Here is a 12,279-nt window from a genome sequence, read left to right as displayed (position 1 = left end):
CTTATATAAAGAGAGCACCCTTTTTTGAGTGCCCTCTCATCATCAATTAATACTCCATCAATGTTAAAATATCATACCCTTTAAGCTTGCTTCTACCTTCCAAATAAGTTAATTCTACAAGAAAAGCAATTCCAGCAACTACACCCCCGAGTTGCTCTACTAACTTAATGGTCGCTTCAATCGTTCCGCCTGTCGCCAGTAAATCATCAGTAATTAGTACACGCTGTCCTGGTTTAATGGCATCTTTATGAATTGTTAAAACATCAGAACCATATTCCAATCCATAGCTAACTTTAATCGTTTCCCTTGGAAGCTTTCCTTCTTTGCGGACAGGTGCAAACCCTACACCTAAAGAGTAAGCAACAGGACAACCAATAATGAAGCCACGAGCCTCAGGTCCAACAATTAAATCAATTTTTTTATCTTTTGCATAAGCAACAATTTGATCGGTAGCATACTTATATGCTTCACCATTATTCATTAACGGAGTAATATCTTTAAATTTAATTCCTGGTTTTGGATAATCCTCTACAATTGCTACATATTGTTTTAAATCCATTCCTAAAATGCCTCCTCAAGTTCGACCGACTCAAATAAAACTTTATCGAACCAGTCCTTTAATTCTTGAAAGGACGAAAACAATAAATCTCTCTCTAAGGCATTCTGTGCCTGTTTTATTTGATAAGTTTTTGACTCGGTCAAATCACGCTTCTGTGTTTGCCTTTTTAAAGTAATAAAACCATTGTTTATTGTAACAAAATCCAGTTCACTAAACACCTTCGACATAAAAGTGATCGTTTCTTGAGACCAGCCTCGATGCTTTGCAATGTCTGCACCATAACGCTTTAAATCAATTGGTCCTTTTTGCATTAAAAATGCATAAAACCATTTAAAATGATCCCGTGTTGGCATTGTGCTAAAGAAATCACTAGATTCCTTATAAAAATAAGTATAAATTCTCGATGGATGTTTTCCACTAAGTAAATGAATGATCAATTCTTTTGAAGGAGGGAAATCTGCGAAAACAATGTTTGCCATATGAGCGTTAAACGATTTTGCATCTTCTTTGTTTTCAATCAGATAGACCTCATCATGCAGAGTTGCGCTTATTTTATCCAGATTGTCTTTATTAAAAACAATAATCTTCCTATTTTCATTAGGTACCAAGGTCTCTATACTATTTAGTCTATTTTGGCCACGGAAATCAAACAGCTGCCAAGTGTCTACAGATAGATCATGAACAAATATTTGTGGTTTTCGTATATTATTCCATTCATTAATGGACAATTCACCTATTAATGAAATTTGAGCTGCCGGTGAAATTTCGTCGACTAAAGAGCCTAACCCAAAGCCAATTCCATCAAGGCTATTTCCATTCTTGTTTACTACAATCTTCAAATGATTTTGATCACTGCCGATTTTCCTAATACTGGTTATATCAACATCATTGATTAATACCATTGGTTTAGCATTCTCTACTCCAAAAGGTGATAACAGATTTAATTCATCCAATGACTCTAAATCAATATCATTGATCTGGACTTCTTCATCTAGATAGGTAACCGGAATAAAATCTTCATCCGTAAGTTGGTCATTCGCCAGACCGTTTAATCTTTCTCTAAGCTCACCAACATCATCTATACTTAATGTCATCCCCGCAGCCATTGGATGTCCGCCGAAGTGGGGCAAGATATCACGACAAGTGGATAAATTTTGAAACAAGTCAAATCCAGGAATGCTTCTTGCCGAACCTTTTGCCACCCCTTTTTCACGATCAAAACTGAAGACAATCGTTGGCCGGTAATATTTCTCAACCAATCTGGAAGCAACGATTCCAATAACACCTGCATTCCAGCCCTCCTTGCCAAGGACAAGAACCTTATTCGTTTCTATTGGATAATTTCGTTCTACCTCGTTGATCGCTTCTTCGGTAATCAAGTTGACAATAGCTTGTCTTTCTCGATTAAGGGCCTCCATTTCTTCAGCCAATTCTTTTGCCTCGTTTTCATCATTGGTCAATAGCAATTGGACTGCCATGGTAGCATCTTCTAACCTGCCTACAGCATTAATCCTCGGACCTAGTGTAAAGGCGATGGTTTCTTCGTTAATGGATAATGGTTCAACACCAGCTAATTTAAATATTGTTTTCAAGCCAATGTTGTTAGTTACTTTAATGTTTTCAAGACCTTTTTTGGCAATTAATCGATTTTCCCCTTTTAATGGGACTAAATCAGCTATTGTGCCAATAAGAGCCAATTCCAACAAATGCTCTGGCAGTCTTCCATATAAGGCATGAGCCAATTTGAACGCTACTCCAACCCCAGCTAGATCACGAAAGGGATAAATACTATCGGGAAGTTTTGGATGAATAATCGCAAGCGCCTCAGGCAATACAGGTCCTGGCTCATGGTGGTCAGTTATAATTAAGTCGAGGCCAAGCTCTTTCGCCACACTTGCTTCATGAATGGCAGAGATTCCTGTATCAACGGTAATAATCAATTTGATCCCATTTTCAGCAGCTCGACGAAAAGCAGGCTCATTTGGACCATAGCCTTCTGTAAATCGATTGGGAACATAAAATTGTACATCCGCACCTAAATCTGTTAATGTCTTCATTAATACCGACGTACTACTAACACCATCGGCATCGTAATCACCAAAAATAAGGATTGGTTCCTTCCTTTCGATCGCCTCACGGATTCTATTAACCGCAATATCCATGCCTTTTAACAAAAATGGATCGTGAAATTCATCCTTACCAAATAAAAAAAACCGTGCAGAATCAACGGTATCAAATCCACGATTGACAAGGAGTGATGCAACTAGAGGAGTAATTTTCAATTCTTTTTCGAATTGCTTTACTAAAACCGGATCTGATTTACGAACAATCCATCTTGTTCTTGACTTTAACATTAGTTTCACCCCTCAGACTTTCTTATTATACAGGAGCGAGAATGACCTTTCAATGAATAAATCAGAAAAGCGTAAACTCTCTATTTAATGGTGTCTAGCTAGAGCTCCCCCAAAAGAGATAATGGAAACAAGATAAACAGAAGGTGATTCAAAGTTGACTCATCAAATGGAGGGACGAGAAGGCGACTTACTGCAAGGATGTTTGCAAAACCAAAGCTTTTTTAACATCTCTACTTCCGCTTCAAAACGCTTGATTTTCGTTTCAGGATCTTCTGGACGAGTTCTCGGTCTTCCTTTACCTGGTCCTTTTGCCTTCCCGCGTTTTTCCTCCAGACCTTTCATTCCTTCTTTGTCATAGTGTTCTACCCATCGACGTACCATGGTATGATCAATCCCTAACTCTTTAGCCACCGATTTGTAGCCCATGCCCTCTTTTTTATATAGATCCACAGCTTTCTTTCTAAACTTTACATCATATGTTTTTCGTATTTTCCCCATAGAAAAATCCCCTCCATAGTAGACAGATTCATGTGCTTTCTTTTTTCTGTCTACTATAAGGGGATCATATCAGCCCTGTGGTTTTGTTTTTAATTATACCTGCGGCTGATCAGAGTATCTTCTCTTCTCTTTTACTGTTTTGATAACACCTTTCTTTTTAAGCTCTCGTGTCTTGAATACATACCAAAGAGGACCGGCGATACAAATAGAAGAATAAACACCTGCTACTAATCCAACAAACAAGGCAATCGAGAAATTGCGAATGGATTCGCTTCCGAAGAAAATGAGCGCAACCACTGTTATTAATACGGTTAATACTGTATTTACGGAACGACCCAATGTTTGACGGATACTTACATTCAATACTTCAGCTATATCCTGATTTGTTTTAAGTCGCTTTTTCTTATGAAGATTTTCGCGCATTCGGTCAAAAGTGACAATTGTATCATTAATAGAATATCCAACAATAGTTAAAACTGCAGCGATAAATGTTAAGTCAACTTCCAGTCTCGTCATACTGAAAAATGCCACCATGAAAAATGCATCATGTAATAAAGATAATATAGCAGCAATCGCCATGGCCCATTCAAAACGAATAGTTGTATAAAGAATAATGCCGATGGAAGCGATAAGAAGAGCAATGAACGCATTTTTCGCCAACTCTTTCCCTACGGTCGGAGATACAGTACTAACGTTTGGCTCATGGCCAAATTCCGATTTAAATGCTGATTTTAATTCAGCAATCTGTTCTTTCGATAGTACCCCTTTTAAGCGGGCTGATGCCATTTCTTTGTTTTCACCAGAGATGACGATATCATCCGTTTCTATATTTAGTTGTTCAAAGGCATTATCTACCTTTTCAGTGGTTAATGGTTTATCTGATAACACTTCAATTCGAGTACCACTTGAAAAATCAATGGAAAGATTTAATCGGAACACGGTAATCAATACTACACCAAGGGCAATCAGTGTACCGGAAATGATAAAAAACCATTTTCTTGTTTTAACAAAATCTAATTTATCCCATCTTGTTGGAAGATCTAAAGTATCATAGTTCTCAGCAATATCCTTAATTTCGGATTTTTTCACACCGAACCAGCCAAATTTTTTGTTCAAAAAGCCACTGTTAACCCATAATGCCAATAGTATACGTGATAGCAATACTGCTGTAACAAAGCTTAAGAGAATACTCACCAATAGCATTGTCGCAAATCCTTTAACAGAACTCGTTCCATAATAGAAAAGAACGACAGCAGCTAAAATGGTTGTTAAATTGGCATCAAGGATCGAAGAAAAGGAATTCTTACTACCTGCTTTAAAGGCAGATTTGATGGATTTTCCGACTTTAATTTCTTCTTTGATCCGTTCATAGGTAATAATGTTTGCATCTACAGCCATACCTACACCGAGAATCAAGGCGGCAATTCCCGGAAGTGTTAACACTCCGTTCATCCAATCAAATATTAATAATACGAGATAAATATAAATGGATAAGGTAACTGTAGCAATAAATCCCGGAAAACGATAGTACACAAGCATAAACAAATAAATGATGGCAATACCGATAATTCCTGCTAAAATTGTTTTATCCAGTGCCTGCTCCCCAAATTTAGCTCCGACGGATGTTGAGTAAACTTCTTTTAATTTAACTGGAAGAGCACCTGCATTTAGGAGGGAGGCTAATGTTTTCGCTTCCTCTGCTGTAAAATTACCTACAATTGATACAGTATTTTGATTAAAAACTTCTCTTACAGTTGGAGCAGATAAATATTTCGGATTCTCTTTTGTTACTTCGGCTTTAAACGAATCCTTTCCTTCTTCAAAATCCATCCAAATCACGAGGACATTCGGATTCATATTGACTATCTCTTCCGTAACTTTCCGAAACTTGTCTGCGCTTTTTAATGTCAAAGTTACACTAGGGTTCCCGTTTTCATCAAAGGTTTGCTTTGCTCCGCCTTCTTTTAAATCCGTGCCATCCATCATCAGCCGGTCATTAGCATCACGAAAAGTTAAATTTGCCTGAGTGGATAAAATTTCACGCGCTTCGTTTTGGTCTTCGACACCGGCAAGTTGAACACGAATCCGGTTATCCCCTTCGATTTGAATACTCGGCTCACTTACCCCAAGGACATTAATCCGCTTATCCAATGCCTCTGCTGTACTGGCCAATACTTCTTTATCAATTTTTTGCCCTTTTTTCGCAGGTTGAACTTCATAGAGAACCTCAAACCCTCCCTGAAGGTCAAGCCCAAGCTTCATATTGTTTAATATTCCTTGTATCGTTATCCCCATTGTGCTTCCTAATAATACTAAAATTAAAAAGAAAGCCACAATTCTACTACGTTTTACCATTATGTATAAATCCTCCTTAATCTAAGCCCGGCACAGTTACAACCCTCTACTATCTGAAATTGATATACAAGGGAACTCACTTCCTACATTATGAAATATAAAAAAAAAGCTGTCAATTTTTATCAGGAGGACACAGCTTCAGTAATAATATCAACGTTTCCTTATTTTAACAGCTCTTCCCATTCATTTTTATCATCAAGGGAAAATTCATTCTTTTTAAAAGACTCAATGGTTGCAAAGCTGATATAGTCACTAACCTTAACAGAGAGAATATCCTGGATCATTTCAAAGAGTTTGAGTTCATCTTTCTCTTTTCTCCACTTTTTCTTCATTAAAAATTCCCAAAGATCATCTTCTGTTACTGAATCAGTCCCTAATAACCGAAATTCCTCAAGTTTACTTAATATAGCAGGTTGAACTTGAGTACGATATTGTTCGGCAGTGTGGATGATCCCCATTCTAATCCCTCCCTGAAAAAGTGCTCAAAATATAAATGCTTGTCATGCTTTGTCCACCATCTAGCATATAGTTAATTGTATATGATATCGCCTATTTTGAGAAGGTGGGAAGTGGAATGTCGAAGTTTTTAAAAGGGACTTTTATCCTTTTACTTGCCGGCTTAATTACAAGAGTCCTTGGTTTTATTTACCGAATTGTCCTCGCCCGTAGCATTGGTGAAGAAGGCGTTGGGTTATATATGATGGCTTATCCTACCTTTATTCTCGTGGTTACGATTATTCAGTTAGGCCTTCCTGTAGCCATATCCAAAAATGTAGCTGAGGCTGAGGCAAGAGGTGATTATGCTGAGATCAAAAAAATTCTTGTTGTTTCCTTGGCTACAACCATTTCATTGTCTATTATTATTACACCAGCATTGATTCTGCTTGCCCCTATATTTGTAACCAAACTGTTTACAGATGGCAGAACTCTTTTTCCTTTATTAGCTTGTGCTCCTGCCATTCCAATCATCGCTATTTCTTCCGTGTTAAGAGGCTATTTTCAAGGAAAACAAAATATGAGGCCTTCAGCGATCTCGCAAATTTTAGAGCAGATCGTTCGTATTACCTTAATTGCCTCTGTCACAGCCGCTTTTCTTCCATATGGAGTAGAATATGCAGCAGCCGCCGCAATGGGAGCTTCCGTTGTCGGCGAACTCGTGGCACTTATATATCTATTAACCACGTTTAAATTAAAAAAACGATTTAAATTGAGAAGAAACTTTTTTCAATTTATCCATAAAGGGAAGAAAACGTTTAAAGATTTAATGGAAATCGCTTTACCAACAACTGGAAGCAGACTAATCGGCAGTATTGCCTGGTTTTTTGAGCCAATTGTGGTCGTAAATAGTCTAGCTCTAGCTGGTGTGCTTGCAGTTGATGCAACCAAACAATATGGAGCGTTAACAGGCTATGCATTGCCGCTATTAATGCTCCCATCTTTTGTAACCTTCTCGTTAGCTACTTCCCTCGTTCCTGCTATTAGTGAAGCCAATTCTATGAATCATCATAAACTGATAGAATATCGGCTACAGCAGGCACTGAGGTGGACATTTTTAACAGGAGGATTGGCTGTTATCGTATTGTATGTTTTGGCTGATCCACTGATGCAGTTAATGTACGGTTCTACAAAGGGTTCCTATTTTATTCGGCTAATGGCTCCATTCTTCTTGTTTTATTATTACCAAGGCCCGCTTCAAGCTGTCCTCCAAGCTTTAAATCTTGCTAGGGCTGCCATGATAAATAGTTTAATTGGAGCAGTGGTAAAAACAGCCGTAATCTTTATACTTGCCTCCCAGCCATCTTTTGGGATTACAGGTGCCGCCTTAGGTATTATTGTTGGATTTGTTTTAGTAACCATTCTTCATTTTGCAACAGTCTTAAAAAAAATTTCCTTCCCATTTCAAATTCGTGATTATGCAAAGGGCTTTTTGGTAATGACGGCCTCAGGCGGATTGGGTCTTTGGATATTTGATCAATTCCTCCTGCATGAACGTTTAGTTATTAGAGTTTTAATATCAGCAGCCGGAATGGTGTTATCTTATTTAGTGCTACTACTTTTACTTAGACTAATCAAGCATGAAGAGCTGCAACGAATTCCTTGGCTAGGTAAATTTTTTACAAGCAGATGAAAGACACGCGAGCTAATAAAGGCGTGTCTTTCATTCTTCATCCATAAGGTCGATATAAAATTCGCCATTTTCATAGCTGCAAAACGAAATTTTTTTAATATCTCTGTAACCTCTTTTTTTCAATTCCTGGCGAAGCCATAAATTCGTTTTATTAATCTTTTTCAAATGGTCCTCATTTACTTGTCCGTCCATTATTAATGGTATTGTAATATCACCTTGATTTTTTGAATTTGACTTGTTGTTATTTTTTTGCTTTTTTTCGATGACTGATAAACTTCCTGTTGATTCTAAAATGGCAAACTCAACGTCTGTGATGCTCCGAATATCCTTCTCTCTTAATTGAGTTAATAAATCATCAAAATTGTAGCGCTGACGGCGCATGGCTTCTTCATCCACTTTTCCCCTATTAATAATAATGCTTGGTTTACCATCTACCAAATCACGAAATCTTTTACTTTTTAATGAAGCGATGGACATAATAATCTGGATTAACATTAACAAAAACATTGGTAATATAGCTTCAATTATATGAATCTTTGGCCTTTCAATAGCAAGGACAGCCAATTCACCAATCATAATAAAAACGACAAGGTCTAGAATACTTAATTCTCCTATTTCCCTTTTTCCCATTAGGCGAAATATCAAGACAATTACTGCGTATAGCAAAATAGTCCGAAACACCGTTGTAAAAATATATTCCACGTGTTACCTCTCCTTTTTTTCCACTCAGTTATAGAATCCACAGAATGAAAAAAATCATGAACGGAATCAATTTCCAATTTATTTGAATGAAATAAAAAAATTTTAATTCTACTTTCAACGATACATGAATACGCTTGTACTAAGAAATAAAACTGTTTTCCGAGGCTTGACACGATTAAATCGGAATGACTTATGTCGGCCTGCAGGCAACTGAAGGAGGAGAGAAACATCGAATCAAAAAGCTTGGGTACAGCTATGCTGTACGGATTGATTTTTATTTTCGCATTTGTCGTTCTTTCCAGCTTAATTTTTTCCCTTATTCTTAGATTTACTTCGGTTCAGGAATCATCCCTTCAATATGTTGTTACAACCCTGTCATTTATCGGATTGTTTGGCGGGGGTTTTCTGTCCGGGAGGAAACGAAAGGAAAAAGGGTGGTTAATTGGAGGACTTACCGGTCTATTTTATTCGTTAATTGTGTTTTTGTTCCAATATTTAGGTTATGATCGCCTATTTGACTTCGAGCAGATCATCTATCATACATGTTATACATTAATCTCCATGATGGGCGGAATCCTGGGGGTCAATATCACTAGTGGAAAAACTCGCTCTGTATAGAAAAGCGAAAGCCCCCTGGTCAGCGGCGTATGGCTTGGAGGTCTCCAACTGAGATATAGGAAACACGGTGAGCGAAAGTGAACCGATGTTGACTTATCGTAGGGCGGAGACCGAAAGACACTAGACGCTAGGGGGCTGGAGCTAGACAATTCTCGAAGTCAAAAAGATATTTTCTTATCTAACCGGAAAAGCGGAAGCGCTCTGGGCAGCGGCGTATGACCTCCTCCCAAAAGCCATCGCTTTCGGTCGTGCGATGCTAATTCTGCCGGAGCCCTCCTTGTGGTGGCCTCCAACTAAGATATAGGAAACACGATGAGCCATAGGCGATTTGATGTTGACTTATCGTAGGGCGGAGAACGAAGGGCACTAGACGCTAGGGCGCTGGAGCTAGACAGTTCTCTAAGTTAAATAAATCCTTTGCTTATTAAAAAAAGGAAGCCGGGTGGCTTCCTTTTTACTATTAAACTTCTGCTGTCTTTGCAGGTTCAACAACCTCGCGGATCGCAGTACGGTCATATGTTAAACGACTACCGTCACCACATTTGATGACAACTTTATTTTCATCGATCGAATCGATAAAACCATGTAATCCGCCAATTGTAACGATTTTATCACCTTTTTTCAATTCGTTTTGCATTTGCTGCACTGCTTTTTGACGCTTTTGCTGCGGGCGGATTAGTAAGAAATAAAAAATGACAAACATCAATATAAGTGGAATTAAAGAACCTAATCCTTCCATGCCTATTTCCCTCCTTTCAACCAACATCTATCAGAAATTTTTCGCATTTGGTTTGTTAAAACCATATTGCTCAAAAAATTCTTCTCGGAAATCACCAAGCCTGTCTTCTCTAATGGCTTGTCTGACTTTCTCCATTAATCTTAACAGAAAATATAGATTATGATAAGAAGTTAATCTAATTCCAAAGGTCTCATTACAACGAATTAAATGTCTTATATAAGCTCTGCTGTAATTACGACATGTATAACAATCACATGCTGGATCAAGTGGACCGTAATCTCTTGCATATTGGGCATTTTTGACAACAAGACGACCCTTGCTTGTCATTAAAGTACCATTTCTAGCAATCCTTGTCGGCAATACGCAGTCAAACATATCAATACCACGAATTGCCCCATCAATGAGTGAATCAGGAGAGCCGACACCCATTAAATAACGCGGCTTATTGGCTGGCAAGAGCGGTGTCGTAAATTCAAGCACACGATTCATTACATCTTTTGGTTCACCAACAGATAATCCACCTACGGCATACCCTGGAAAATCAAGAGAAATTAAATCCTGGGCACTTTGCTTCCTAAGTTCCTCATATTCGCCGCCTTGAACAATACCAAATAATCCTTGTTCATTCGGACGTTGATGCGCCTTTAGACAGCGCTCCGCCCACCTTGAGGTGCGTTCCACCGATTTTTTCATGTATTCAAATGTAGCCGGATATGGCGGGCACTCATCAAAAGCCATCATGATGTCGGAACCTAGAGCATTTTGAATTTCCATGGCCTTTTCCGGTGATAGAAATAATTTTTCCCCACTAAGGTGGTTACGGAAGTGAACCCCTTCTTCTTCAATTTTACGGAATTCACTTAAACTAAATACCTGGAACCCACCAGAATCGGTTAAAATGGCCCGGTCCCAATTCATAAATTTATGTAGTCCACCTGCTTCCTTGATAATATCATGACCGGGACGGAGCCACAAATGATATGTATTACTTAAAATTATACCGGCCCCCATCTCCTTCAGATCTTCAGGAGACATAGTTTTAACAGTTGCAAGTGTTCCAACCGGCATAAATGCGGGTGTATCAAATGATCCATGTGGGGTATGCACTTTGCCGAGCCGTGCCCCCGTTTGTTTACATGTTTTAATTAATTCGTAGCGAATCGCAGTCAAATTACTTTCTCCTTCCTAAAAGCAGTGTGAGCAGAGCGATGCAAAAGGAGTGTATATTTTTTATAGTTTCCAATACCTAAAAACATTCCTCTGTGCAGCGCTCCGCTTCTTTTCCACTAAATGATCAACATCGCATCGCCAAAACTAAAAAAGCGATAGCGTTGTTCGACAGCAGTATGATAAGCATTCAATACATTCTCCCGCCCTGCCAAAGCACTGACAAGCATGATGAGGGTGGATTTAGGTAAATGGAAATTAGTAATCATTCCATCTATCGCCTTAAATTCATAGCCAGGATAAATAAATATATTCGTCCAGCCACTTCCTTCAACAAAGCGGCCATTATTTGCAGAAGCGATGGTTTCCAACGTCCGAGTGGAGGTGGTTCCAACAGAAATAATTCGGCCGCCATTGTTTCTTACCTCATTTAGGAGTCTCGCAGTCCCTTCAGTAACCATATAAAATTCGGCATGCATCTCATGGTCTTGGACATCGTCCACACTAACAGGCCGAAACGTTCCCAGCCCAACATGTAAAGTGATAAAGGCGATATGAACACCTTTCTCCCTGACCTCATTTAAAAGCTCCTCTGTAAAATGAAGCCCTGCTGTCGGGGCTGCAGCTGAACCAGGTTCACGAGCATACACCGTTTGATACCGTTCTCGGTCATCTAGCTGTTCCTTAATATATGGTGGAAGAGGCATTTCGCCAAGCTGGTCAAGAACTTCATAAAAAATACCCTCATAGGTAAATTTGAAAACGCGGCCTCCATGATCAGAGGTTCCTGTACAAATCGCCTTCAGTAGGCCATCGCCGAATTCAATTTCTGTACCTACCTTCACGCGCTTCGCAGGTTTCACCAGTGTTTCCCACTGATCTTCTTCCAGTTGCTTTAATAGCAACACTTCAATTTTGGCTCCTGTATCCTTTTTTACCCCAAAAAGGCGTGCAGGAAGAACCTTTGTATCGTTTAAAACAAGGCAGTCCCCTTCACGCAAATATTCGGTAATATTTTTAAATACTTCATGCTTAATTTCGCCTGTTTTTTTATCCAATACCATTAATCGGCTATCCATCCGATTTTTTAGCGGAACTTGAGCAATTAATTCTTCAGGCAAATGAAAATCAAATAAGTCTACCTTCACGTAAAACACAC

11 protein-coding genes are annotated in these 12,279 nt (G+C 38.7%); 2 read left to right on the top strand and 9 right to left on the bottom strand.

From position 1 onward, the window contains the following. Positions 1–46 precede the first annotated feature (46 nt). The 5 genes from GZA11_RS05870 to GZA11_RS05850 form a co-directional block, all read right to left on the bottom strand. Positions 47–559, bottom strand: coding sequence for an adenine phosphoribosyltransferase (locus GZA11_RS05870; RefSeq protein WP_038536434.1), 513 nt, complete (start codon positions 557–559; stop codon positions 47–49). A 2-nt stretch (positions 560–561) separates the two neighbouring features. Continuing rightward, positions 562–2,913: a single-stranded-DNA-specific exonuclease RecJ gene (gene recJ, locus GZA11_RS05865; protein ID WP_038536436.1), complete on the bottom strand. Its 2,352-nt coding sequence runs from the start codon at positions 2,911–2,913 to the stop codon at positions 562–564. A 162-nt stretch (positions 2,914–3,075) separates the two neighbouring features. After that, positions 3,076–3,411, bottom strand: coding sequence for a helix-turn-helix domain-containing protein (locus tag GZA11_RS05860; protein ID WP_163183191.1), 336 nt, complete (start codon positions 3,409–3,411; stop codon positions 3,076–3,078). A gap of 93 nt (positions 3,412–3,504) precedes the next feature. Beyond that, positions 3,505–5,766: a protein translocase subunit SecDF gene (gene secDF, locus GZA11_RS05855; RefSeq protein ID WP_163183190.1), complete on the bottom strand. Its 2,262-nt coding sequence runs from the start codon at positions 5,764–5,766 to the stop codon at positions 3,505–3,507. 161 nt (positions 5,767–5,927) lie between these two features. Next, positions 5,928–6,224, bottom strand: coding sequence for a post-transcriptional regulator (locus tag GZA11_RS05850; protein WP_038536442.1), 297 nt, complete (start codon positions 6,222–6,224; stop codon positions 5,928–5,930). 116 nt (positions 6,225–6,340) lie between these two features. Here GZA11_RS05850 and spoVB point away from each other — a divergent pair, with 116 nt between their 5' ends. Beyond that, a complete protein-coding gene (gene spoVB, locus GZA11_RS05845) occupies positions 6,341–7,894 on the top strand; it encodes a stage V sporulation protein B (RefSeq protein ID WP_038536444.1) in 1,554 nt (517 codons plus the stop codon). A 30-nt stretch (positions 7,895–7,924) separates the two neighbouring features. Here the strand turns inward: spoVB and GZA11_RS05840 are convergent, their stop codons facing one another. After that, positions 7,925–8,596 carry a DUF421 domain-containing protein gene (locus GZA11_RS05840; RefSeq protein ID WP_038536447.1) on the bottom strand — a complete coding sequence of 224 codons (672 nt, stop codon included), beginning with the start codon at positions 8,594–8,596 and terminating at the stop codon, positions 7,925–7,927. Positions 8,597–8,851: 255 nt separating this feature from the next. Between GZA11_RS05840 and GZA11_RS05835 the strand changes: the two genes are divergently transcribed. Then, entirely contained in the window at positions 8,852–9,214 is a 363-nt protein-coding gene (locus tag GZA11_RS05835) for a TIGR04086 family membrane protein (RefSeq protein WP_038541822.1), read from the top strand. 460 nt (positions 9,215–9,674) lie between these two features. Here the strand turns inward: GZA11_RS05835 and yajC are convergent, their stop codons facing one another. The 3 genes from yajC to queA all read right to left on the bottom strand — a co-directional run bounded on the left by yajC (position 9,675) and on the right by queA (position 12,268). Beyond that, positions 9,675–9,953 carry a preprotein translocase subunit YajC gene (gene yajC / locus GZA11_RS05830; protein ID WP_038536450.1) on the bottom strand — a complete coding sequence of 93 codons (279 nt, stop codon included), beginning with the start codon at positions 9,951–9,953 and terminating at the stop codon, positions 9,675–9,677. A gap of 30 nt (positions 9,954–9,983) precedes the next feature. Beyond that, entirely contained in the window at positions 9,984–11,123 is a 1,140-nt protein-coding gene (tgt, locus tag GZA11_RS05825) for a tRNA guanosine(34) transglycosylase Tgt (protein WP_038536453.1), read from the bottom strand. Between the two features lie 116 nt (positions 11,124–11,239). Beyond that, complete coding sequence (gene queA, locus GZA11_RS05820) at positions 11,240–12,268, bottom strand: tRNA preQ1(34) S-adenosylmethionine ribosyltransferase-isomerase QueA (RefSeq protein WP_038536455.1); 1,029 nt, start codon at positions 12,266–12,268, stop codon at positions 11,240–11,242. Positions 12,269–12,279 lie beyond the last annotated feature (11 nt).

Origin of the sequence: Neobacillus sedimentimangrovi (genome assembly GCF_010614825.1) — a bacterium.
GTDB classification, from domain to species: domain Bacteria; phylum Bacillota; class Bacilli; order Bacillales; family Cytobacillaceae; genus Neobacillus; species Neobacillus thermocopriae.
This window is presented reverse-complemented; position numbering and strand designations above follow the sequence as displayed.

What these genes read in the sequence shown, in the direction of transcription:
- spoVB (WP_038536444.1), top strand. Translation starts at nt 6,341, where the DNA reads ATGTCGAAGTTTTTAAAAGGGACTTTTATCCTTTTACTTGCCGGCTTA.
- GZA11_RS05835 (WP_038541822.1), top strand. Translation starts at nt 8,852, where the DNA reads ATGCTGTACGGATTGATTTTTATTTTCGCATTTGTCGTTCTTTCCAGC.
- secDF (WP_163183190.1), bottom strand. Translation starts at nt 5,766, where the DNA reads ATGGTAAAACGTAGTAGAATTGTGGCTTTCTTTTTAATTTTAGTATTA.
- recJ (WP_038536436.1), bottom strand. Translation starts at nt 2,913, where the DNA reads ATGTTAAAGTCAAGAACAAGATGGATTGTTCGTAAATCAGATCCGGTT.
- yajC (WP_038536450.1), bottom strand. Translation starts at nt 9,953, where the DNA reads ATGGAAGGATTAGGTTCTTTAATTCCACTTATATTGATGTTTGTCATT.
- GZA11_RS05850 (WP_038536442.1), bottom strand. Translation starts at nt 6,224, where the DNA reads ATGGGGATCATCCACACTGCCGAACAATATCGTACTCAAGTTCAACCT.
- GZA11_RS05860 (WP_163183191.1), bottom strand. Translation starts at nt 3,411, where the DNA reads ATGGGGAAAATACGAAAAACATATGATGTAAAGTTTAGAAAGAAAGCT.
- GZA11_RS05870 (WP_038536434.1), bottom strand. Translation starts at nt 559, where the DNA reads ATGGATTTAAAACAATATGTAGCAATTGTAGAGGATTATCCAAAACCA.